This window comes from Parahaemophilus parainfluenzae, from assembly GCF_001055095.1.
Taxonomy (GTDB): Bacteria; Pseudomonadota; Gammaproteobacteria; order Enterobacterales; family Pasteurellaceae; genus Haemophilus_D; species Haemophilus_D parainfluenzae_Z.
In genome coordinates this window covers 135430-159565 of the sequence record NZ_JVHG01000015.1, presented here as the reverse complement: position 1 = coordinate 159565, position 24136 = coordinate 135430, and the positions used below count along the sequence as shown (strand labels likewise).

Sequence of the window (24136 nt, the reverse complement as noted above, 5' to 3'; positions counted from 1 at the left end):
AAATCACATTTTTTTGATCTTTTTAGATTTTTTTATATTTATTTCATACTCATGCAAACAGATAATACCCTTTTACGGGCTCAAAGCCCAGCCGCTCTTGCCGAAGAATATATTGTTAGAAGTATTTGGGATAATGTATTTCCCGCAGGCACCAATCTTCCTTCTGAGCGTGATTTAGCTGATAAAATTGGTGTAACACGCACCACATTACGCGAAGTATTGCAGCGTTTGGCCCGTGATGGCTGGCTTACCATTCAACACGGCAAGCCGACAAAAGTCAATAATATTTGGGATACAGCTGGTCCAAGCATTATTGAAACCTTAATTACTTTAGATCGTCAAAGTGCGCCGTTAATCATTGAAAATATGCTTTCGTTGCGTAGTCGTATGTCTGAATCTTATATTTATGAAGCCGTAAAAAATTCGCCTAAAGCTTCTGTTGCTTTGTTTAAGGAGCTAGATTCATTAGAAAATACCGCAGAGAGCTATATGGAATTTGACTATGCCTTATTCCGTCAGTTTACCGTAATGGCGAATAAACCTTTCTATCGTTTAATTTTCAATAGTTTACGTGGGGTTTATCATAAAATTGGTTTGCTATTCTTTAGTGACGAAAAACATCGCCAAGTGACACATGATTTTTATGTAGAATTGCGTGATATTTGTGAAAAAGGTCAATCTGATTTAGTGGTGGAATGTATTCGTAAACACAAGCAAGTTACCTCCGCCTACTGGCGAGCCATTTTAGAAAGTTTGCCAAAAGATTTAGCAACAGAATAATATTAAAAGTGCGGTTGAAAATGACCGCACTTTTTCCTTATATCAAAGACTCAATATTATGCGTATTCCAAGAATTTATCATCCAGAATCCCTTAAAAATCAATCTACTTGCCAACTTTCAGAGGATGCGGCTAATCATGCAGGGCGTGTACTTCGTATGACAGAAGGTGAGCAAATTGAATTATTTGATGGAAGTAATCATATTTATCCAGCGAAAATTATTGAAGCGAGCAAAAAAGCCGTTAAAGTGGAAATTCTTGGTTGTGAATTAAGTGATAAAGAGTCGAATTTGTCGATTCATTTAGGGCAGGTTATTTCACGCGGTGATCGAATGGAATTTACCATTCAAAAATCCGTAGAGTTAGGCGTGAATGTGATTACACCATTATGGTCAGAACGCTGTGGCGTGAAGTTGGATGGTGAACGTATGGATAAGAAAATCCAACAATGGCAAAAAATTGCCATTGCGGCTTGTGAACAATGTGGCCGTAATGTTGTACCAGAAATTCGTCCATTAATGAAATTACAAGATTGGTGTGCAGAAAATGATGGTGCGCTGAAATTGAATTTACATCCAAGAGCCCAATATTCTATTAAAACCTTGCCTTCTATTCCAAAAGAAGGGGTTCGTTTGCTTATTGGTTCAGAAGGCGGTTTATCACCTCAAGAAATCGCTCAAACTGAACAACAAGGATTTACTGAAATTTTATTAGGAAAGCGTGTGTTACGTACAGAAACAGCCTCTTTAGCGGCGATTAGTGCGTTGCAAATTTGTTTTGGAGATTTGGGATAATGATGGATTTACAAGGGCAATTTTTAATTGCGATGCCTCAGTTGGAGGATTATTTCCAAAATACCGTGGTGTATATGTGTGAGCATAATGAGCAAGGTTCGATGGGTTTAGTGATTAATCAACCCACCGATTTAAGCATTGCTGAGTTGTATTCAAAAATGAATTTTATGATGAAAAATGACCGCACTTTTAGCAATGAACTTGTACTTGCGGGTGGTCCAGTGCATTCTGAGCGTGGTTTTATTCTGCATAAGAAAACCGCGAAAGAATTTGAGCATAGTTATAAAATTACCGATGAGATGTTTCTGACCACTTCGGCAGATATTGTAGAAACCTTTGGTTCAGAGGATGCGCCCGAAAAATATCTTGTTGCGCTCGGTTGTGCAAGTTGGAGAGCAGGACAATTAGAACAAGAGATTGCAGATAATGCGTGGTTAGTGGCACCTGCTTCAGACACCATTTTATTTGAAACGATTTATGAAGATCGTTATTCTGCCGCGAATCAATTATTAGGGATTAATCCTCATAATTTTGTCTTTTCACAAGTGGGGCACAGTTAATGGGCATCACGGCAATTGCATTTGATTTCGGTACAAAAAGCATCGGTTGTGCAGTCGGGCAAAGTATCACGGGTACAGCGCAAGCATTACCTGCATTTAAAGCGCAAGATGGGATTCCAAATTGGGATGCTATTGAAAAATGCTTAAAAGACTGGAAGCCTGATGTTATTGTGGTGGGATTGCCTTTAAATATGGATGGTACCGAGCAAGATTTAACACTTCGTGCGAAAAAATTTGCCAACCGCTTAAATGGTCGTTTCGGTATCAAAGTAGAACTGCAAGATGAGCGCTTAACGACGGTTTCTGCGCGAGATGAAATTTTCCAACGTGGCGGTTATCGTGCTCTCAATAAAGGCAAAGTAGATGGGATTTCTGCTTGCTTGATTTTAGAAAGTTGGTTCGAAAACTGTTCAGAATAAGCCAAAAATAAACCGCACTTTAAGGTGCGGTTTGTTGTATTGATAGGTTTATTTTTTTATCCAAATCAGACTCGCCATTCGGCCAGTTTTGCCATCTCGACGGTAGGAAAAGAAGCTCTCTTTTTCATTGAATGTGCAATGCTCCCCACCGTAAATTTGGGTAATACCTAATTTGTTGAGACGTTGAGTAGCAATTTGATAAAGATTGCCGAGGTATTTTCCGGATTCATTCGGATCGGGTCGAAAAGCCATTTCTGCAATCGGGTCAAAAGCCATAAATTGCTTAATTACTTCTTTACCAACTTGGAATGCATTAGGGCCGATAGCAGGCCCAAACCACGCAATAATCTCTTCGGGGGCAGATTGGAAACATTTCACGGTTTCTTCTAATACACCATCACAGAGTCCACGCCAGCCCGCATGGGCTGCTGCCACTTCAGTCCCTTGCTTATTGGTGAATAAAACTGGCAAGCAATCAGCCGTCATCACCAAACATACATGGTTCGGTTGATTAGTGTAAACCGCATCAGCCTCTAAATCATTGCCCTCATAAGGCACCGTAATTACACGAGTGCTGTGCGTTTGAGTTAAAAACAACGGGAAATGTGGCAGATTAAATTTTTCGACCAGTAAAGTGCGGTTAGTTTTGACCGCACTTTTATCATCTTCGACATGATCACCCAAATTGAAACTATCGAAAGGCAGCAGGCTTACGCCTCCTTCTCTTGTGGTTGTAAAAGCTTGGATATGTGGTGGAACATTCCAGTTTGGAACAATGGTTTTCATCTTAATAATCCAATTCGTCTTCATGTTCGAGGTAATCCGCTTTTAAGGCATGAAGTAATTCGACAAAGTCATCCGGCAATGGCGCATACCACTCCATCATTTCTCCCGTAATCGGGTGAGCTAAACGCAACATAACCGCATGTAAGGCTTGGCGTTTAAAATTGCGTAGCACCTCAGTGAAGGCTTCGCTTGCATTTTTAGGTGGACGAGGACGGCCGCCATAAGTTTGATCACCTAATAATGGATGTGCAATATGTGCCATGTGCACACGAATTTGGTGAGTACGACCCGTTTCTAAACGTAAGCGTAAACGCGTGTAATTACGGAAATTTTCCATAATGCGATAGTGCGTCACAGCTGGTTTACCCATGGGGTGAACCGCCATCAATGTGCGTTTTGTCGCGTGGCGAGCCATTGGCTGATCTACTGTGCCACCTTTGGTCATAATACCACTGGCGACGGCTTCGTATTCACGAGTGATCTTACGTTTTTGTAAGTCACGTACGAGTTTGGTTTGTGCAGGAATGGTTTTAGCGACAACCATGAGACCCGTTGTGTCTTTATCTAAACGATGCACAATCCCTGCACGTGGTACTTCGGCAATAGGTGGATAGTGATAGAGTAGTGCGTTAAGTACCGTGCCATTTGGATTGCCTGCACCAGGATGAACCACAAGATCTTTAGGTTTATTAATCACGATAATATCGTCATCTTCATAAACGATATTGAGTGGAATATTTTGTGGCTCAAAACGGTTTTCATCTTCCACTTCTACCGAAATTTCAATTTGCTCTCCGCCATAAACTTTTGCACGTGGAATATCGGCAATTTTACCGTTCATTTTTACCTGTTTTGCTTCAATCCAGGTTTTTAAACGTGAACGGGAATATTCTGGGAACAACTCTGCGAGGGTTTGGTCTAAACGCTGTCCCATTTGTTCGGGCTGAATTTCAGCCGTTAAGGTAATTTGTGGCATAAAAAATCCATCTAAAAATTTAAAAAGTTGGCTTATTGTGTAATGTTCTATACAATATTCGTTAATTGTAACTTATTTATTGATTTTCGTAAAAATTAAGGAAAAAAGAATGCGTAAAATAAAATCTCTTGCACTTATTGCATTGACCTCATTCGCTATTGCAGCTTGTAGCAGTGGTAATAAAGAAGTAGAGCAAGCTTCTGTTGATGATCTTTATGCAAAAGGGGCTGCAGCATTGCAAGAAGGGAGCTATTCTGACTCGATTCGTTATTTAAAAGCAGCGACAGAGCGTTTCCCTGGTAGTACTTACCAAGAGCAAGCAATGCTTGATTTAATTTATGCAAACTATAAAACGCAAGATTACACCGCAACGTTGGTAACCGTAGATAACTATTTACACCAATTCCCACAAAGTCCGAACCGTGACTATGCAGTGTATATGGCGGGTTTAACGAACCTAGCAACTGCCGATAACATGATCCAAGATTTCTTTGGTATCGATCGTGCAACGCGTGAAACAACTTCAATGAAAACGGCGTTTTCTAACTTCCAAAGCTTAGTGCGTGCGTTCCCAAATAGTCCATATTCACAAGATGCAGTAGCACGTATGGCATACATCAAAGATTCATTAGCTCGTCATGAATTAGAAATTGCGAAATTCTATGCAAAACGTGATGCGTGGGTGGCGGTATCAAATCGTGTAGTGGGTATGTTACAACAATATCCAGATGCAAAAGCGACTTACGAAGGTTTATTCTTAATGAAAGAAGCCTATGACAAGATGGGGTTACAACAATTAGCAAGTCAAACTCAACAAGTCATCGATGCGAATAAAGATAAACAGTTTGCAGATGTGAAAAAACCGGAAGAGTCTGATTTAATTCAACCGGTTAAAAAATAATCCCGTCCCTTGTGGGACGTGCTTGAATAAGCAAAATTATTCAAATAAAGGCTAGTCAAACCAATCAAATTGAGCTAGTATAAATTTAAAAGATTTCCTGGGGTGTTCGTGGATGGGTTATGTCCCTGAGCCGATACTTAGAACTTTATAAATCGGTTTCCCGCCATTGGTGTGTAGGCTTGACCTTTGACTTTGTCATTGGACTAAAGAAACCTAAAAATGGCCTTACCGGTTTCCTTGGACCGTCGGGTTCAAGGACTACTACTCGTAGCGGCACTCTGGGACCTTCCTTTAAAATCCATTCTTTCCAATCGAATGAAATCAACACAGCAAACGCTTCGCAATCAACTCCGTCAACAAATTCGTAAAACACGAGCAAATTTGACCGCACTTCAGCAACAACAAGCGGAAGATTCCATCACTCAACAAGCGCTTGCATTAATTGAAGAGCGAAATGCGCAGCATATTGCCTTGTATATTTCCTTTGATGGTGAAGTCTCCACAGATAAACTTATTAAAACTCTTTGGGCACAAGATAAGCACGTTTATTTGCCGGTATTACACCCTTTCAATTCTAACCATCTTTTATTCTTACGTTATTTGCCAGATACACCGATGCTGAAAAATAAATTTGGCATTTGGGAGCCTAAACTCAATGTGCAAAACATATTGCCTTTGGATGAATTAGATATTCTTTTTACGCCACTCGTCGCGTTTGATAAACAAGGAAATCGCCTTGGTATGGGGGGCGGTTTTTATGACCGCACTTTACAACATTGGCAGAAATCTTCTTTTATCCCCGTGGGATTAGCCCATCAATGTCAGCAAGTCGAACAGCTTCCAACAGAAGCGTGGGACGTGCCACTTCATCAAATCTTAGTTGCTTAAACCTATCAAGACGTAAAGTTTGATAGAAAAAATTAAAAATAGTCTATTTTTTCTCTTGAAATCCCAAAAAAGGGTCTTATTTAATTACTCATAAAGGGTATGACCCAAGGATTTTATGCAGGAGAAGATAAGATATGAATATTGAAAAATTTACCACTAAATTCCAACAAGCACTCGGTGAAGCACAGTCATTAGCGCTTGGTAAAGATAATCAGTTTATCGAACCAGTGCATTTATTGGCCGCACTTTTAAATCAACAAGACGGTTCAATTGCACCGATTTTGACAGCAAGTGGCGTGAATGTGGCGTTATTACGTAATGAATTAAACGCAGAGTTGAATAAATTGCCACAAGTGTCAGGTAATGGCGGAGACGTGCAAATTTCTCGTCAATTACTCAACTTATTGAATTTATGTGACAAATTAGCACAACAAAAACAAGATAAATTTATTTCCAGTGAATTGTTCTTATTAGCAGCTCTTGAAGAGCGTGGCGCATTAAATGACATTTTGAAAAAATGTGGTGCGAAAAAAGAACAAATTTTACAAGCGATTCAACATATTCGCGGAGGACAAAGCGTGAACGATCAAAATGCAGAAGAAAGTAGACAAGCTCTTGAAAAATATACAATTGATTTAACAGCTCGTGCTGAAAGCGGCAAACTCGACCCGGTGATTGGCCGTGATGAAGAGATTCGTCGAGCCATTCAGGTATTACAACGTCGTACCAAAAATAACCCAGTATTAATCGGTGAGCCAGGTGTAGGTAAAACCGCTATCGTGGAAGGGTTGGCACAACGTATTGTCAATGGTGAAGTGCCAGAAGGCTTGAAAAATAAACGAGTCCTTTCTTTAGATATGGGGGCCTTGATTGCAGGTGCAAAATATCGTGGTGAATTTGAAGAACGTTTAAAAGCGGTATTAAATGAACTTGCAAAAGAAGAAGGTCGAGTGATCCTCTTTATTGATGAAATCCATACCATGGTTGGTGCAGGTAAAACTGACGGTGCGATGGATGCAGGTAACTTATTAAAACCAAGTTTGGCACGTGGTGAATTACACTGTGTGGGTGCAACAACGTTAGACGAATATCGTCAATATATCGAGAAAGATGCTGCACTTGAGCGTCGTTTCCAAAAAGTCTTTGTGGATGAGCCAAGTGTGGAAGATACCATTGCGATCTTACGTGGTTTGAAAGAGCGTTATGAGATCCATCACCATGTAGATATTACTGACCCAGCAATCGTGGCAGCGGCAACACTTTCGCATCGTTATATTTCCGATCGTCAATTGCCGGATAAAGCCATCGACTTAATCGATGAGGCGGCTTCTAGTATCCGTATGGAAATTGACTCTAAACCTGAGCCGCTCGATCGTCTTGAACGCCGTATCATCCAATTAAAATTGGAACAACAGGCGTTACAAAAAGAAGAAGACGAAGCAAGCCGTAAACGTTTAGAAATGTTAGAAAAAGAACTTTCTGACAAAGAACGTGAATATGCTGAGCTTGAAGAAGTATGGAAGTCAGAAAAAGCAGCGCTTTCAGGTTCTCAACACATCAAACAAGCGTTAGATGCAGCGAAAACTGAAATGGAGCAAGCACGTCGTGCTGGCGATTTAAGCAAAATGTCTGAGCTTCAATACGGTCGTATTCCAGAATTGGAAAAACAACTTGCTGCCGCTGAAACCGGTGAAGGCAAAGAAATGAGCCTATTACGCTATCGTGTGACAGATGAAGAAATTGCGGAAGTACTTTCTAAAGCAACCGGCATTCCAGTTTCTAAAATGATGGAAGGTGAGAAAGAAAAACTCTTACGCATGGAAGAAGAATTGCACAAACGTGTGATCGGTCAAGAAGAAGCAGTTGATGCCGTCGCGAACGCAATTCGTCGTAGCCGTGCAGGGCTTTCAGATCCTAACCGCCCAATTGGTTCTTTCTTATTCTTAGGTCCAACTGGTGTAGGTAAAACTGAGCTTTGCAAAACTTTAGCGAAATTCCTCTTTGACAGCGAAGATGCGATGGTGCGTATTGATATGTCAGAGTTTATGGAAAAACACAGCGTATCTCGTTTAGTGGGTGCGCCTCCAGGCTACGTAGGCTATGAAGAAGGTGGTTACTTAACTGAGGCTGTACGTCGTCGTCCATATTCGGTGATTTTGCTTGATGAAGTGGAAAAAGCCCATGCGGATGTATTCAATATCTTGTTACAAGTATTGGATGATGGTCGTTTAACTGATGGTCAAGGCCGTACTGTGGACTTCCGTAACACGGTGGTGATTATGACCTCTAACTTGGGTTCTGATTTGATCCAAGGTAGTAAAGACGAAAGCTATGGTGAAATGAAAGCCTTAGTGATGTCAGTGGTGAGCCAACATTTCCGTCCGGAATTCATCAACCGTATTGACGAAACTGTGGTATTCCACCCACTTGGTAAAGATAACATCCGTGCGATTGCAAGTATCCAATTAGAACGTTTAGCAAAACGTATGGAAACTCGTGGTTACGAATTAGTGTTTACTGAAGCTTTATTAGATTTCATTGGTGAAGTGGGTTACGACCCAATTTATGGGGCGCGTCCATTAAAACGTGCAATCCAACAAGAGATCGAAAACAGCTTGGCACAACAAGTTCTATCTGGTCAATTATTACCAGGTAAAGTGGTCACAGTGGATTATGTGGATGGCAAAGTTCAAGCCAGACAATAATTTGTAAAATGAAAGCCATTTAGTGAAAGCTAAATGGCTTTTTTATGCTTTGGTAAAAGATAAAATAGGGTAGAATGACGCTGTGTATTGCGTATAAAAATGAGGAAAAAAATGACCGCACTTTTAAAAATTGGTTTGGTTTCAGTATCAGATCGTGCATCAAGTGGTGTGTATCAAGATCAAGGGATTCCAGAATTACAACAATGGTTAGAGCAAGCGTTGGTGGATCCTTTTGAAGTGGAAACGCGATTAATTCCAGATGAGCAACCATTAATCGAACAAACGCTGAAAGAATTAGTGGATGAGCACCATTGTCATTTAGTGCTCACAACGGGCGGTACAGGTCCGGCAAAACGTGATGTGACACCTGATGCCACGTTAGCAGTAGCCGATCGTGAAATGCCTGGATTTGGTGAGCAAATGCGTCAAGTGAGTTTACATTTTGTGCCAACAGCGATTTTATCTCGTCAAGTTGGTGTGATTCGTAAAAACAGTCTCATCTTGAATTTACCGGGTCAGCCAAAAGCCATCAAAGAAACCTTAGAAGGCGTGAAAGATGAGCAAGGTAAAGTCTTAGTGAAAGGGATTTTTAGTGCGGTGCCTTACTGCTTGCAATTAATAGACGGTATTTATATTGATACGAAACCAGAAGTGATTGCGAGCTTCCGCCCGAAAGCCGCACGCCGTGAAAATTTGGAGAAATAAGATGAAAAAAATCGAAGCCATTATTAAGCCGTTTAAATTAGATGATGTGCGTGAAAATTTATCTGATATTGGTATCAGTGGAATGACCGTGACTGAAGTCCGTGGTTTTGGTCGTCAAAAAGGGCATACGGAGCTTTATCGTGGTGCGGAATATATGGTAGATTTTCTGCCTAAAGTAAAAATGGAAATTGTCGTGCCGGATGATTTACTTGAGCAATGCCTTGAAACCATCGTTGAAACTTGCCAAACAGGTAAAATCGGTGATGGGAAGATCTTTGTTTATGATGTAGAACGCGTGATCCGTGTTCGTACAGGCGAAGAAAATGAGGAAGCCATTTAGTGGAAAAAAACTTAAATTTTAACCGCACTTTAGTCGCAATGGCGGCTTTAGTGATTGTGTTTGCGGGAATTAAACTGGCGGCGGAGATTGTCGTGCCTTTTTTATTGGCATTATTTATCGCCATTATTTGTTCGCCAGTGATTAAAGCGATGACACAACGCAAAGTGCCACATGGCATCGCCATAGCCTTGTTGTTTATCTTAATTTTAATCGTATTCTTTTTCCTGGCGGGATTAATTAACAGCAGCGTGCAGGAATTCACACGTTCTATTCCGCAATATAAAGTGCTACTTTCAGAGCGTATAAATGACGTCATGGCGTTAGCTCAAAAACTGAAATTGCCGATTGTGATTTCTCGCGAAGCCATTATGGAGCATTTTGATCCAAGTGTGATCATGAACTTTGTGAGCCGTTTGTTATTAAACTTTTCTGGCGTGGTGACGAATGTTTTTGTGTTGATCTTAGCGGTGATTTTTATGCTGCTTGAAGCACCAACCATGAAGCATAAACTTGCTTTAGTTTTAAGTGATAATGAACATGATGTTGTCGCGGAAGAACATCACATCGATCGTATTTTAGATGGTGTGATTAGTTATCTTGGTGTGAAAACGGTGATTAGTTTGCTTACCGGCGTCTCGACGTGGATTTTGTTGGATGTAATGGATGTCCAATATGCGATTTTATGGGCAACCTTAAGCTTCCTATTAAATTACATTCCAAATATTGGCTCGATTATTGCAGCCGTGCCGATTGTTGTCCAAGCGTTATTGCTGAATGGATTTGGTGTGGGTATGGGCGTGACAGCTGGTATCATTGCATCAAATATTGTGATTGGTAATATTATTGAACCAAAAATGATGGGAAAAACTTTAGGGCTTTCTACCTTGGTCGTATTCTTTTCGTTGCTTTTCTGGGGATGGTTGCTCGGTACAGTCGGTATGTTACTTTCAGTGCCATTAACAATGGCGTTTAAAATTACCTTGGAAAGCTCTGAATCAACGAAGAAATATGCGGCTTTATTAGGTGATGTAAACGACTAAAGTGCAGTCATAAAATGTCATAATTTTAGCAATAAAAAAGCCACCGTTATGGTGGCTTTCTTTTTATCTGATGTTTAATAGATTAAGGTAAATCATCTACTTCTTTATCCACTTTGGGTGGAATCATATGTTCACGGCGTAGGCCGATATCATAAGCAATCGCAATCGCGATAAAGATTGATGAGTAAGTACCAAAACCGATACCAATTAATAACGCTAATGAGAAGTTATGAATTGATGGACCACCAAAGAAGAACAAGGCAATCACAACAAGAAGCGTTGTGAGAGATGTCATGATGGTTCTCGATAAGGTTTGCGTTAAGGAAATATCAATAATATCGATAGTTTCTACACGGCGAATTTTACGGAAGTTTTCACGCACACGGTCGAATACCACGATACTATCGTTGATAGAATAACCTACAACGGAAAGAATCGCCGCCACGAAGGTTAAATCCATTTCGACTTGTAATGCAGAGAATACACCGAGTGTAATCACCACGTCATGCGCAAGTGAGGCAATACCACCAAAACCTAAACGCCATTCAAAACGTGAACCCACGTAAATTAACATCATTGCCAAGGTCGCAAGGGTCGCATAAACCGCACCTTGAGCCAGTTCTTCACCAACGTTTGGACCGACGAATTCGATACTGTTAATATGAATATTAGGATCAATCGTTTGGAGCATGCTTTTAACGTGATCACCAATAGCAGAATCGTTATTATCAGCTGGTAAGCGGATCATCACGTCTTGTACAGAACCGGTTGTTTGTACAATCGGGCTTGCAATCCCGTTTTGATTTAATGTGCCACGGATTTTTTCTAAATCAGCCGGTTGTGAGAAGTGAGTATCAAATACCACACCACCGGTAAAATCCAAGCCCCAGTTGAAGCCTTTTGTCACAATGAAGAAGAGGGAAATCGCCATTAAAATTGCGGAAAATGCATACCCTACAAATCTCACTTTCATAAATTCAGTGAGAGGGAATGGCAATTTAATCCCATTCACTTCACGGATAAAATGTCCGTTTTTATCTTTTGCAAATAATCTCATCTTATCCTACCTAAATTGATAATTTTTCAATACGTTTACCACCGTATAGGAAGTTCACGATAGCACGTGTTCCGGTAATTGCTGTAAACATTGAAATTGCCACACCTAATGCAAGGGTTACTGCAAAGCCTTGAATTGGGCCGGTACCCACAGCATAAAGAATGATTGCCGTTAAAATTGTGGTTAAGTTCGCATCGAAGATAGAGGTGAATGCACCATTATAACCTTCGTTAATGGCTTGCTGGATTGGACGACCATTACGAATCTCTTCTTTGATACGCTCAAAAATAAGTACGTTGGCGTCCACCGACATCCCTAGGGTTAATACGATACCCGCAATCCCCGGCATAGTGAGTGTTGCACCTGGTAGGATAGACATTAAACCAACTAATAAAACGATATTAATAACCAATGCAAAGCTTGCGATAATACCGAAGATTTTATAGTAAATCAGCATGAAGACAATGACGGCAATTAAGCCCCAGAAGCTTGCATTGATACCTTGTTCTACGTTTTGTGCACCAAGAGAAGGACCGATTGTACGCTCTTCAACAATTTGCACTGGTGCGATTAATGCACCTGATTTTAATAACATAGAAAGGTTTTGTGCTTCTGCAGAACTGCTTACACCCGTAATTTGGAAGTTAGAACTAAAGCGGCCTTGAATTGTTGCGACGTTAATCACTTCTTCATTTTTCTCTAAAATGGTTTTGCCATTTTCGTCTTTTTTACCATTATCTTTGTATTCTACATACAAGGTTGCCATCGGTTTTTTGTAATATTTCTTGGTCGTTTGCGACATGATTTCGCCGCCTTCACTATCCAAGGTTACACTTACTTGTGGCGTACTGGTGTTTTGGTCTAAACCCGAGCTTGAGTTGATGATATGTTCACCACCCAATACCGCTCGTTTGTAAAGTGCAACAGGTCTACCTTGACGGTCATATTTGATTTCTGTGTCAGAAGGCAACATACCACGCGCTGCTGATTCTGGGTTCACCAACGAATTCACAATGCGGAATTCAAGTGTTGCGGTTGCCCCTAAGATTTCTTTTGCACGCGCAGTATCTTGAACACCCGGTAATTCGATTACGATACGTTCAGCACCTTGACGTTGGATAACCGCTTCAGCTACGCCTAATTCAGCGACACGTTTACGTAAAATCGTTAAGTTTTGCTCGATCGCTAAGTTACGTGATTCTGTTAATGCCGCTTCAGAAAGGGCAAGGTTTAAGGTGTTGTCACCAATGTCAGACACGTCTAATGTTGGGTGTAACTGACGAATAATACGCGCTGCTTTTGACATTTGGTCTGCGTTTTCTAATGTGACCGTTGTACCAAATTTGTCGCCATTTTTAATCGCCGTAAACTGAATTTTTTCTTTACGTAATTCGTTGCGTAATGTGTCTTGTAACTGTTCTTGACGTTTAGCAAGCGCAGAATTCATGTCCACTTCCATTAAGAAGCGTACACCACCACGTAAGTCCAAACCCCATTTCATCGGGTTAGCCCCAATGCTGCTTAACCAAGCCGGTGTTGCCGGTGCAAGGTTTAATGCCGTGGTGTAGTTGTTGCCTAGTTTTTCTGCAATTTTATCTTTGGCAAGAAGTTGGTCATCTGTGTTGGTGAAACGGGCAAGAATGGAGCCATTTTCAAGAACGATAGATTTGGTTGGAAGGTTATTTTCTTTCAGTACATTTTGTACTTCAGTTAATGCGGTGGTGTCTGCTTGTTGTCCGCGTGTACCGGAAATTTGCACCGCAGGATCTTCACCATAGATATTTGGAAGAGAGTATAAAGCACCAATGGCGACCACAAGGATCACCATTAGATTCTTCCATAATGGGTAACGATTTAACATAGTTTTCCCTTTAGGAATTTAAATTAGAGAGATTTTACAGAACCTTTCGGTAATACTGAAACGATGTAGTTACGGTTAATCGTGATCTCAGTAGTATCGTTTAAAGCGATAACAATTTCAGCACCTTCAGTGACTTTAGTGATTTTACCAATCAAACCACCAGCGGTTAATACTTCAGTGCCTTTCGCTAATTCAGACATTAATTTTTTGTGTTCTTTGTTACGTTTCGCTTGTGGGCGGTAAATCATAAAATAAAAAATTAAACCGAAGATCACGAAAATAAATAACGTGGACATTGGGCTTTGTGCTTCCATTGTGTTTTCCTTATAAAATGAAAAGTTAAAAGTGTGCGTAAAATACCATAAAACGGCATTCAGTAAAAGCCGAGGAAGGCAATAACAACGAGAATTTTTGGATTAATTGATTTTTTTCAAGCAAACTTCGAAGATTTGTTCGGAAAGCCAATGTTGATCCACTAATTCACATTGATTTTCTTCACAAAAAACAACAAAATTTTCCACCGCACTTTGACGATTTAATTGCAAAACTAATTCATCATTCGTCGCTAAATTTGCCAAAGCCTTCTTCGCCGTTAAAAGCGGAATCGGGCAGGAAAGTGCGGTCAAATTTAATTGATATTTCATGGTTTAAGCTTGGCGACGAGCAAACATAATTTTGCCCATAGCTGTGAGTTGTTCTGCGGATAAATATTGCTTACCAAGCTCAAATAGCGGCTCTTCAAGGGCAAGATGTCTATCATAACTTGCTACAAATAGCGTAATCAGCCTTTCATCTACATCAGTGCGTTTCTCTGCAATCAATTCTTCCAGCTGCTCCGAAAGCTTTGCCCAATTTTCATGCAAAGTAACATGTTGGCGTTCTAATTCATCTACCGATTCTTTCGCTTGAGGCGCTTTTTCAATTAAAGCAGGGAAAAAATCTTTTTCTTCATCATCATGATGAAGTGGCGCCGCGTGATTAAAATACTGCAAAATGGTTTTCACATCATTTAATACGGCTTGATTCACGTCATTCTTTTCTAAATAGCCTGGAAGAATGGTGAGCTGCTTACAAAAGCGTTTCACCTTGCTATGACAGGCGTAAAGCATATCAATCGGCTCATTCCAAGTGGCAAATTGCTGAGGTTCAAGGATTTGCATAAGGTTTCCTTTGTTAAAAAGTGCGGTCAAAAAACGAATCACTTTTCTACCGCACTTTCATCAATTATGATTTATCTGCTAATTGTAATGGGGGAACAGGTTTGCCCATGCGAGCATAGAATTCCACCACAAAATCATCAAAACGATCGTCTTCGATAGCTTGGCGAATTTCCGCCATTAAACGTTGATAATAGCGTAAATTGTGAATGGTATTTAAGCGTGCACCTAAAATTTCACCACACTTATCTAAATGATATAAATACGCTTTGGTGTAGTTTTTACAGGTATAGCAATCACATTCTGGATCCAACGGGCTCGTATCATCACGATATTTTGCATTACGGATTTTGACAATGCCGTCTGTCACGAATAAATGACCGTTACGAGCGTTACGGGTTGGCATTACACAGTCGAACATATCAATGCCACGACGCACGCCTTCCACTAAATCTTCTGGCTTACCCACGCCCATTAAATAGCGCGGTTTGTCAGCTGGAATTTGTGGGCAGATGTATTCTAAAATACGGTGCATGTCTTCTTTTGGTTCGCCTACCGCTAAACCGCCCACCGCATAACCGTCAAAGCCAATATTCACTAAACCTTCTAGTGATACTTTGCGTAATTCTTCAAATACGCCGCCTTGAATAATACCGAATAGCGCATTTTTATTGCCTAATTCATCAAAGCGATCGCGGCTGCGTTTTGCCCAACGAAGAGACATTTCCATGGATTTTTTCGCATAATCAAAAGTCGCAGGATAAGGCGTACATTCATCGAAAATCATCACGATGTCAGAACCTAAATCATATTGAATTTCCATGGATTTTTCAGGTGAAAGGAAAATGCGCTCACCGTTAATTGGGTTTTGGAATTTCACGCCTTCTTCGGTTATTTTACGTAATTTACCTAAACTGAATACTTGGAAGCCGCCACTGTCAGTCAAAATCGGACGATGCCATTGCATAAAGTCATGTAAATCACCGTGTTTACGCATGACTTCTTGGCCTGGACGAAGCCATAAATGGAAGGTATTACCCAATAAAATTTCAGCACCCGTCGCACGCACTTCTTCTGGTGTCATGCCTTTTACCGTGCCATAAGTCCCCACTGGCATAAATGCGGGGGTTTCAACGGTGAACGTGCCTTGTGGACGTTCAAACACCAAGCGACCACGACGCGCACTGCCGCTGGTTTTATCTAATTCATATTTCATTTTCTTTCCTCAACGAATAAACAGTTCGTAGGTTGTTGTTCAATAAAAAAGCCTGTTAGTACAGGCTTCTTGATAGGTATTTTATGAGTTGGTTGAAAATAAGTCAAACCACTTATTCTAAGCCTTTCACATTGGGATTTTTGGTAATGAACATTGCATCGCCATAACTGAAAAAACGATAGCGATTTTCGACCGCACTTTTATAGGCATTCATGGTGTGGCTAAAGCCAGCAAAGGCAGACACCAACATAATCAATGTACTTTCTGGCAAGTGGAAGTTGGTAATCAACGCATCCACTACACGGAATGATTTGCCCGGGTAAATAAAAATGGACGTATCAGAAAAATAAGGTTCAATTAAATCTGGGTTGCCATTTTCTTCCGCAGATAGGGCAGCGGTTTCGACAGAACGCACTGATGTTGTCCCCACAGCAATGACACGTTTGCCCGCTTTTTTCGTTTCAATAATGGCATTGCAGACTTCTTGAGAAAGCTCCACATATTCTGCATGCATAATGTGATCTTCAATATTTTCAACACGTACGGGTTGGAATGTACCGGCGCCCACATGTAAAGTTACAAATTCAAAATTAACGCCTTTTTCGTGTAATTTTTGTAAAAGCTCATCATCAAAATGCAAGCCAGCCGTTGGCGCAGCCACTGCACCAGGCACTTTGTTATACACGGTTTGATAGCATTCTTGATCTGCTTCTTCATCAGGGCGATCAATGTAAGGCGGCAAAGGCATATGACCGATTTCTTGCAACACATCAAGCACATTGCGACTTTTATCCGCTAATTCCACTTCAAAAAGGGCATCTTGACGCCCTACCATAATCGCTTTTACGCCCTTATTTTCACCCAGTTTATCTTCGCCTAAAAATAATTCTGCGCCTTCTTTCGGGGCTTTTGATGAACGAATATGCGCTAAGAAATGATGTTCACTTAAAACACGTTCCACCAACACTTCAATTTTCCCGCCACTGGCTTTGCGACCAAACATACGAGCAGGGATCACGCGCGTATTGTTAAAAATCAACAAATCACCTTCGTCGATTAAATCCAATACATCGGTAAAAGTGCGGTGAGAAATTTCCCCGTTTTCACCATTAAGCTGTAGCAAACGGCAAGAAGAGCGATCTTCTTTAGGGTAACGAGCAATCAGCTCATCAGGTAAGTCAAAATGAAAGTCAGAAACACGCATAATTGTAAATCATGAAAGCTAAAAATGGGGCATAGTCTAGAGCTAATAAGGGGGAAAAACAAGGGGGAATGTTGTAGACATGATAGATAATAGCTGGTTTTAAACTTGTTTATAAAATCAACTAACGCCGCCCCATTAAATGGTCGATATTATTTTGTCTTGCTATATCAACTTCAGATTGATATTTCAACATATCTGCAGGTATTAAAGTAATAAATACAGTCCAAATTTGCCAAAAAGTTAAACAACACAACAAACCAAAACTTACTGCACGTAAATAACCTTTATATTCTAGCAAGATTGGAATTTGTTTTAACACAGGAGCTAAGATACCGATAAATAAAATCAAGCATAAGATCACGGTAGAATTTACTATTGGTGAAAACAATGAGCCAAAACGAGTATCCGAATTTGCTTGATTAGAACTCATTTCTCTAAATGGTGCTCTAAGTTTTTCTGGATAGACAATTGCGAACCACGCCCCAACTACTGCAAAAATAATTGAAGCAGTCGTGCGTAGTGTTTCGTAAAGTCCCCATTGTTCAGAGAATGTTATTTTATCGCCCACAAAGCATGCCGCTATAACGGAGAACGTTAGTGATATACCAAGAACGATTTTTTCACATAGTGTCATTTAGCTAATAATTGATAAGATAGTTGATTTTTTACTTTCTAGTTCAGAAAGTAATAAACCTATATTAGCAAATGAATTTTGTTCAGTAAATGAAAGAGCAAGATCACCTTCCCATTTAGCCAAGGCGTGGCTAAACCAAAATTGTTCATTATCAATCACAAAACCATAATCAAGTGAATGCAAAGAACCTACATCATTTCTCCATTCATCATAGAGAGTTTGCACTTCTTTAGCGGTTAAGCCGTTAGACATTGATATTTCTGTTTTTACGGTAAATACATCTGAAGCCATAGGATTTCGCTGAATACCTTTAAATGCTCCTAATGCCTTTTGAAATAGGCTTTTACTTATTTTAGTTCTGTATTCAGCAGTTGCTTTTTTCGTGATTTTCTTTATTTCAGGGGCTTTATTTTTTAGTACATCTAAACCTTGTGGTAAAGGATAAAGATGTGAAGAAAATACAGGTGGATATTTGAATACAGTTTCTTGTGGGTCTGTTGGATCTTTTGAGTATCCCTTTACAACAAGTGTATTTGTTTGCTGGTCTAATTCTTTAACAACGTGCTGCGAATATAATTTCATAAACTGTTTTATGTAGCTTTCCATTGCCGCACGACCATTCACAATAGTACTAAAACAAATCGTTGCAAACACATTTAAACTAGGAATAAACCAAAAGTAGGTAGGATATCCAGGAATCGAATCTGCCATAATGGAATTTGCATCTGCCTGTTGAATGCTACCTACGGTAGAATTATTCGGTAAAGATAAGACGCCAGCGTCGGTATATGGTACTTGATTCCACACAACTAATATTGTGGAGTGTGTGCTTGACTTTATATCTGCCAAATAGGTGCAGAAGCCTTGATTTTGGGAGTTTTTAAATACATCAGTGTGAGCTAATGTCTTGCCGATTGCCCATTGACTTAAATCAGCTAATAATTCTTTTGTACCTAAAAACTTAGGTTGTAAAGCGGTGCCGTTTCTTGAACGAGTGTAAAGCCCACAACGATTGATTTTATAAAATGTAATTCTTGCTTGCATTTTCATTCCTTAGTTTATCTATTTTATTCTTAGCCTTGCTCGTTGCTTTCTAATTAGCCTTCGAGAAGTGCTTATTCTTATTGAGTTAATAATCGATAGTATATTGTTACATCAATACAAACAAATCATAAAAAAAACAGAAGATAGGAGGAATATATTTACTGAATTTACCTTTGCAGAATAGGCGTAGCATGGAAATTTTGTAAATATAATATAATCCATTATATATGACTATTTTTAATTATAGTTGCTTAATTTACTCCTAACCTTATTTTTATGTCAATGATAATTTTTTAGATATTTTTCGATAAATAATATGAAGTTAATTAATTTTAAGAATGGAGTGTTTTATATCATTTTGGAGTGTCTTTTTAGGACATAAAAAAAGCCCTTTCAAAAAGGTGAAAGGGCAAAATATTTGGAGTCATACTATGAGTTGTTGAATTAACAAATCAGGTATGGAATGTATTATAGTACATTTATTAACAAATGCAACATTTTTTTAACAAATTAGTTGTGTGGATTGCGTGTGTTGGTGTTGACCAAGTTACGCATCAACAATGCATAATCAAGTTGGATGTCTTGTGGCACATCTAAAAAGACAAAGTGGCCATCGCCAAGTGCGGCCTCCACATTTTCATTTTTACGATTGAGCATTTTTTCAATTTTAAAGACGATGTTGCCTTGTGGAGTCATCATTTCCACTTCATCACCAAGCAAGAATTTGTTTTTCACCGCCACTTCAGCCATACCTTGTTCATTACGTTTACCAGTAAATTCACCGACAAATTGTTGGCGTTCAGAGATAGAGTAGCCGTATTCGTAATTTTGGTATTCATCGTGCGTATGGCGACGTAAGAATCCTTCGGTATAACCACGATGAGCAAGGGATTCCAAGGTATCCATTAAGCTTTCATCAAATGGTTTGCCTGCAGCTGCATCATCAATCGCTTTGCGATAAACTTGTGCGGTTCTCGCACAGTAATAGAAGGATTTAGTACGACCTTCAATTTTTAAAGAATGAACACCAAGTGCGGTCAATTTTTCCACGTGTTGTACGGCACGCAGATCTTTCGAGTTCATAAAGTAAGTGCCGTGTTCATCTTCAAACGCGGTCATTTGCTCATCTGGCTTTTGTGATTCGGTGTAAAGGAAGACTTTATCTGTTACTGCACCTTCACCCAGGGTTGGCGCCACATTTTTCACTTCGATTTGTTGAGCAGGGTCGATTTTTGGCACGATGTTGCCCACTTCATCAGTGGTGCCTTCTTCCATTTTGTATTCCCAACGGCAAGCATTAGTGCAAGTGCCTTGGTTTGGGTCGCGTTTGTTGATATAGCCAGAAAGCAAGCAACGGCCAGAATATGCCATGCATAACGCACCATGTACGAAAATTTCGAGTTCGATATCGGGCACGTGTTGGCGAATTTCAGCGATCTCTTCAATGGATAATTCGCGCGATAAAATCACACGAGTTAGCCCCATTTGTTTCCAAAATTTGACGGTTGCCCAGTTTACCGCATTCGCTTGTACAGAAAGGTGAATATCAATATCCGGGAAGTTTTCACGCACCAACATGATTAAGCCTGGGTCAGACATAATTAAGGCATCAGGACCCATGTCGATCACTGGTTGTAAATCTTTGATAAAGGTTTTGAGTTTAGAGTTATGCGGTGCAATGTTCACTACCACATAGAATTTTTTGCCAAGCGCATGGGCTTCATCGATGCCGATTTTTAAATTGGCGTGATTAAATTCATTGTTACGTACACGTAAGCTGTAACGTGGTTGGCCTGCATAAACAGCATCTGCGCCATAGGCAAAAGCGTAGCGCATGTTTTTGAGGGAGCCCGCAGGGGAGAGTAATTCAGGTTTAAATGGGGTTGTCATAATGTTCTCTTGTCTGATTTCAGGTCAGTAGCTTGCTTTTGGCAAGCCGTATTAAAGGCCTGTATTTTAGGCGGATTTAGGGATTTGTAAAGTAAAAGTGCGGTTGGTTTTTCGATTGTTTTTTAGGCTAGAAATAAAAAAGGCGAACTATTCGTTCGCCTTATCATGATGATATTTAATTAAATCGCCCAGCCGCCAGCATAGAATGCGACAAGTACAACGGCGATAATGATTGTGCCAATGTTGAGTTTTTTCACATCGCCACTCACGATACGACCAATCACTAATGCCGCAAAGCCAAGCATGATACCCGTTACGATGTTTGCCGTTAACACGATGAATACCGCGCAAACTAAGCCGCTCATTGCGCCCACGAAATCATCGAAGTCTAATTTGCTCACATTGCTTAACATTAATAAGCCCACATACATTAATGCCGGGGCAGTTGCGTAACCTGGCACTAAGAATGCAAGTGGTTGGAAGAATAACATTAATAAGAACAATACGCCGACTACGATAGCGGTGATACCGGTTTTACCGCCTGCGGCTGTACCTGCTGCAGATTCGATATAAACGGCGGCTGGTGCAGTACCGAATAAACCTGAGAATAAGCTACTTACGGAGTCAGAGGTTAAAGCTTTGCCACCGTTGATGATTTGTCCGTCTTTGTCTAATAAGTCAGCTTGTCCTGCAACTGCGCGAATAGTACCTGTTGCGTCAAATACAGCCGTCATCACTAACGCAAAGACAATCGGTAAAATGGCAGGTTGTAATGCACCTTGGAGATCTAATTGTAAGAAAAGTGAGTTTTCACCAAAGGTTGGCATTTTGAAGATTTGGCCATTGAATGTTACGTTTGGATCGAAGATTAAACCAACGATAGTAATCGCGATGATGACCCATAAAATCCCGCCTTTCACTTTCATTTTTTCTAAGCCGATAATGAATGCAAGGCCAATTAAAGACATCATTACAGGGAACGAAGTGAAATCACCTAATTTAACCGGTAAACCCGCTTGGTTGCCGACCACTAAGCCTACGCCATTTGCGGCGATTAAGAGTAAGAATAAGCCGATCCCGATCCCTGCACCGTGTGCGATACTTGATGGCAAGTTACGTAAGATCCATGAACGAATACCTGTTGCAGAAATTAAGGTGAACACCAAACCCATGAGGAATACGGCACCTAATGCCACAGGAATAGAAACATGTTGACCAATCACCAAGCTAAATGCGGTAAAAGCAGTTAATGAAATGGCACAACCGATCGCCATTGGTGCATTTGCCCAAAAGCCGATTAAAATCGATCCAAGACCCGCCACTAAACAGGTTGCGATAAAGACAGATTCTGCCGGAAAGCCTGCATCACCAAGCATTTTAGGCACAACAATTACGGAATACACCATGGCTAAGAAGGTGGTTAAACCCGCAATGATTTCTTGACGAACCGTTGAACCGCGTTTACTGAGTTCAAAGGTTTTTTCTAAACTTGACATAAAGTCCCCTAGGTTAATAATCAAAAAGATGTGCTATTTTATAGTAAATCATTTAAAAGTAAACGTTTGCGTAATTGTTTTATAGAAGTTGGATGGAAAAGTGCGGTCGCTTTTGAGGATGTTTTTCGCATATTTTTTTATCGGCTAAAAACTGCTATACTCTGAGAGTTTTTAACGCAATCAAAAAAGGAAAAACAATGGCTGATTTTAATCAAATTTTAACGCCAGGCGATGTAGATGCTGGTATTATCAATGTGGTAAATGAAATTCCAGAAGGTAGCTGCCACAAAATCGAATGGAACCGTAAAGTTGCCGCGTTCCAATTAGACCGTGTTGAGCCAGCGATCTTCGCAAAACCAACTAACTATGGTTTCATTCCACAAACTTTAGACGAAGATGGCGATGAGTTAGATGTTTTATTATTAACTCGCCAACCACTTGCAACTGGTGTATTCCTTGAAGCAAAAGTAATCGGTGTGATGAAATTCGTTGATGATGGCGAAGTGGACGATAAAATCGTTTGTGTACCAGCAGATGATCGCGATACCGGCAATGCATACAACAGCCTTGCAGATGTGCCTGCGCAATTAATCAAACAAATTGAATTCCACTTCAATAACTACAAAGCATTGAAAAAACCAGGTTCAACTAAAGTGACTCACTGGGGCGATGTAGAAGAGGCGAAAGAAGTGATTCGTGAATCAATCAAACGTTGGAATGAACGTTAATTTTTCATGTTAATGAATTTAAAAGGCATCAGATTGATGCCTTTTGTTTTTATTCACTATAAGAAAAAATATTCTTTCGCAATATGAGCAGGTTTCAGATAATGTATTACTTCATAAAGACACAGGTGAAATAGTGAATGGTCCGTTTGATATAGGGCATATTCCAGGATGGGAGCATAGAAGATTAGAAGAGGCTGCTAAACAATTGGGCTTAACAAGATAGGAATTTAATGATTACGTTAACGCTAGACTGCAGAATTTTAGATTAGAGAATCGTTCTGAAAATCGAAGTCATAGAAATGAAATGTCGGGAAATGGTGATATTCAAAAAATTAAAGAGAATATGGAATTGTTTTTAAAACAAAGAGGAAACTAATATGACAAATTTATATGAAGAATATAAAGATGACCCTAAGATGCTTGTTGCGATAGCAGATGGAGAAGGAAATATCGCAATGCTGGAAGATATTTTCTTTATAAGTAAAAAGTTAGATATTCACTATGTATCGGCAGATAAATGGAATTGGCTACACCAGTGTAATTTAATTTGTGCGGCTCCGTTGTCGGTTGTGGAGTTTTATATAAAACATGGAGTGGAGATTAATGCGCAAGATATGTACGGAATGACTCCTTTGCATTATGCATTACGAAGTAAAAATGCTGAGGCGGCGATAGCGCTGCTCAAAGCAGGAGCAAATCCTAATTTACCGAACCAAGATGGTTTAATCCCTTTGTCTATGATTGGATATATCCCCGATAGATTGGATGTTTTAGAGCTTATGCTTCAAAAAGGGGCAAATGTGCATTACTTAGTAAATGAGGATGAAACCATTCTTGAAAGTTATAAACCTACAGAGAATGAGCCTAATTTAAAACCAATTTATGAATTAATGAAAAAATATTCGTAGAATTTAATGGTTGAGAGTGCGGTCAATTTTCCAAGAGTTTTAAAACCT

Annotated in this window: 25 protein-coding genes and 1 other RNA gene; 13 read left to right on the top strand and 13 right to left on the bottom strand. The window is 39.9% G+C overall.

The window, feature by feature from the left end; translation table 11 throughout:
• Positions 1-51 precede the first annotated feature (51 nt).
• Genes fadR through ruvX form a run of 4 tightly spaced genes read left to right on the top strand, consistent with a single transcriptional unit; the run spans position 52 to position 2552 of the window.
• Positions 52-780: a fatty acid metabolism transcriptional regulator FadR gene (fadR, locus tag ADA56_RS04650; protein ID WP_049369533.1), complete on the top strand. Its 729-nt coding sequence runs from the start codon at positions 52-54 to the stop codon at positions 778-780.
• 58 nt (positions 781-838) lie between these two features.
• The gene (gene rsmE, locus ADA56_RS04645) at positions 839-1573 is read left to right on the top strand and encodes a 16S rRNA (uracil(1498)-N(3))-methyltransferase (protein ID WP_049369532.1); all 735 of its coding nucleotides are present in this window, start codon (positions 839-841) and stop codon (positions 1571-1573) included.
• Positions 1573-2133, top strand: coding sequence for a YqgE/AlgH family protein (locus tag ADA56_RS04640; protein WP_049369531.1), 561 nt, complete (start codon positions 1573-1575; stop codon positions 2131-2133). The genes rsmE and ADA56_RS04640 overlap by 1 nt, the downstream gene beginning before the upstream one ends.
• Positions 2133-2552 carry a Holliday junction resolvase RuvX gene (ruvX, locus tag ADA56_RS04635; protein ID WP_049369530.1) on the top strand — a complete coding sequence of 140 codons (420 nt, stop codon included), beginning with the start codon at positions 2133-2135 and terminating at the stop codon, positions 2550-2552. The genes ADA56_RS04640 and ruvX overlap by 1 nt, the downstream gene beginning before the upstream one ends.
• Positions 2553-2600: 48 nt before the next feature.
• On the opposite strand, the gene pgeF is transcribed toward ruvX, so the two are convergent.
• Together pgeF and rluD are read right to left on the bottom strand one after the other, a co-directional pair.
• The gene (gene pgeF, locus ADA56_RS04630; RefSeq protein WP_049369529.1) at positions 2601-3338 is read right to left on the bottom strand and encodes a peptidoglycan editing factor PgeF; all 738 of its coding nucleotides are present in this window, start codon (positions 3336-3338) and stop codon (positions 2601-2603) included.
• A 1-nt stretch (position 3339) separates the two neighbouring features.
• The gene (gene rluD / locus ADA56_RS04625; RefSeq protein ID WP_049369528.1) at positions 3340-4314 is read right to left on the bottom strand and encodes a 23S rRNA pseudouridine(1911/1915/1917) synthase RluD; all 975 of its coding nucleotides are present in this window, start codon (positions 4312-4314) and stop codon (positions 3340-3342) included.
• Between the two features lie 109 nt (positions 4315-4423).
• On the opposite strand from rluD, the gene ADA56_RS04620 reads away from it, so the two are divergent.
• The 7 genes from ADA56_RS04620 (at position 4424) to ADA56_RS04595 (ending at position 10893) form a co-directional block, all read left to right on the top strand.
• Positions 4424-5215, top strand: a complete 792-nt coding sequence (locus ADA56_RS04620) for an outer membrane protein assembly factor BamD (protein ID WP_049369527.1) — start codon at positions 4424-4426, stop codon at positions 5213-5215.
• Positions 5216-5306: 91 nt separating this feature from the next.
• A non-coding RNA gene (gene ssrS, locus ADA56_RS09620) (6S RNA) lies at positions 5307-5504 on the top strand.
• 26 nt (positions 5505-5530) lie between these two features.
• Positions 5531-6103: a 5-formyltetrahydrofolate cyclo-ligase gene (locus ADA56_RS04615; protein WP_049369588.1), complete on the top strand. Its 573-nt coding sequence runs from the start codon at positions 5531-5533 to the stop codon at positions 6101-6103.
• Between the two features lie 134 nt (positions 6104-6237).
• On the top strand, positions 6238-8808 hold the full coding sequence (gene clpB / locus ADA56_RS04610; RefSeq protein WP_049369526.1) for an ATP-dependent chaperone ClpB: 2571 nt from the start codon (positions 6238-6240) through the stop codon (positions 8806-8808).
• 111 nt (positions 8809-8919) lie between these two features.
• Positions 8920-9513, top strand: a complete 594-nt coding sequence (mog, locus tag ADA56_RS04605; protein ID WP_049369525.1) for a molybdopterin adenylyltransferase — start codon at positions 8920-8922, stop codon at positions 9511-9513.
• A 1-nt stretch (position 9514) separates the two neighbouring features.
• Entirely contained in the window at positions 9515-9853 is a 339-nt protein-coding gene (glnB, locus tag ADA56_RS04600) for a nitrogen regulatory protein P-II (RefSeq protein ID WP_005697836.1), read from the top strand.
• On the top strand, positions 9853-10893 hold the full coding sequence (locus ADA56_RS04595) for an AI-2E family transporter (protein WP_049369524.1): 1041 nt from the start codon (positions 9853-9855) through the stop codon (positions 10891-10893). Before glnB ends, ADA56_RS04595 begins: the two co-directional genes overlap by 1 nt.
• A gap of 82 nt (positions 10894-10975) precedes the next feature.
• Here ADA56_RS04595 and secF read toward each other — a convergent pair whose 3' ends face one another.
• The 11 genes from secF to ADA56_RS04540 all read right to left on the bottom strand — a co-directional run bounded on the left by secF (position 10976) and on the right by ADA56_RS04540 (position 22452).
• Positions 10976-11950 (bottom strand): protein translocase subunit SecF, encoded by a 975-nt coding sequence (gene secF, locus ADA56_RS04590; protein ID WP_005697896.1) that lies wholly within the window; start codon positions 11948-11950, stop codon positions 10976-10978.
• A gap of 10 nt (positions 11951-11960) precedes the next feature.
• Positions 11961-13811: a protein translocase subunit SecD gene (secD, locus tag ADA56_RS04585; protein ID WP_049369523.1), complete on the bottom strand. Its 1851-nt coding sequence runs from the start codon at positions 13809-13811 to the stop codon at positions 11961-11963.
• 23 nt (positions 13812-13834) lie between these two features.
• Entirely contained in the window at positions 13835-14125 is a 291-nt protein-coding gene (gene yajC / locus ADA56_RS04580; protein WP_005695468.1) for a preprotein translocase subunit YajC, read from the bottom strand.
• A 102-nt stretch (positions 14126-14227) separates the two neighbouring features.
• On the bottom strand, positions 14228-14455 hold the full coding sequence (locus ADA56_RS04575) for a sulfurtransferase TusA family protein (RefSeq protein ID WP_049369522.1): 228 nt from the start codon (positions 14453-14455) through the stop codon (positions 14228-14230).
• 3 nt (positions 14456-14458) lie between these two features.
• Positions 14459-14971: a hemerythrin domain-containing protein gene (locus ADA56_RS04570; RefSeq protein WP_049369521.1), complete on the bottom strand. Its 513-nt coding sequence runs from the start codon at positions 14969-14971 to the stop codon at positions 14459-14461.
• A 64-nt stretch (positions 14972-15035) separates the two neighbouring features.
• Positions 15036-16184 carry a tRNA guanosine(34) transglycosylase Tgt gene (tgt, locus tag ADA56_RS04565; RefSeq protein ID WP_049369520.1) on the bottom strand — a complete coding sequence of 383 codons (1149 nt, stop codon included), beginning with the start codon at positions 16182-16184 and terminating at the stop codon, positions 15036-15038.
• A 112-nt stretch (positions 16185-16296) separates the two neighbouring features.
• The gene (gene queA / locus ADA56_RS04560; protein ID WP_049369519.1) at positions 16297-17388 is read right to left on the bottom strand and encodes a tRNA preQ1(34) S-adenosylmethionine ribosyltransferase-isomerase QueA; all 1092 of its coding nucleotides are present in this window, start codon (positions 17386-17388) and stop codon (positions 16297-16299) included.
• Positions 17389-17509: 121 nt separating this feature from the next.
• A complete protein-coding gene (locus ADA56_RS04555) occupies positions 17510-17956 on the bottom strand; it encodes a hypothetical protein (protein WP_053086266.1) in 447 nt (148 codons plus the stop codon).
• A gap of 66 nt (positions 17957-18022) precedes the next feature.
• On the bottom strand, positions 18023-19066 hold the full coding sequence (locus ADA56_RS04550) for a hypothetical protein (RefSeq protein ID WP_049369518.1): 1044 nt from the start codon (positions 19064-19066) through the stop codon (positions 18023-18025).
• Positions 19067-19576: 510 nt separating this feature from the next.
• Positions 19577-20956: a tRNA 5-hydroxyuridine modification protein YegQ gene (gene yegQ / locus ADA56_RS04545; protein WP_005695474.1), complete on the bottom strand. Its 1380-nt coding sequence runs from the start codon at positions 20954-20956 to the stop codon at positions 19577-19579.
• Positions 20957-21135: 179 nt separating this feature from the next.
• Complete coding sequence (locus ADA56_RS04540; protein WP_005695475.1) at positions 21136-22452, bottom strand: NCS2 family permease; 1317 nt, start codon at positions 22450-22452, stop codon at positions 21136-21138.
• Between the two features lie 197 nt (positions 22453-22649).
• Between ADA56_RS04540 and ADA56_RS04535 the strand changes: the two genes are divergently transcribed.
• Together ADA56_RS04535 and ADA56_RS04530 are read left to right on the top strand one after the other, a co-directional pair.
• A complete protein-coding gene (locus ADA56_RS04535) occupies positions 22650-23180 on the top strand; it encodes an inorganic diphosphatase (protein WP_005695476.1) in 531 nt (176 codons plus the stop codon).
• A 377-nt stretch (positions 23181-23557) separates the two neighbouring features.
• Positions 23558-24088 (top strand): ankyrin repeat domain-containing protein, encoded by a 531-nt coding sequence (locus ADA56_RS04530; protein WP_049369517.1) that lies wholly within the window; start codon positions 23558-23560, stop codon positions 24086-24088.
• Positions 24089-24136 lie beyond the last annotated feature (48 nt).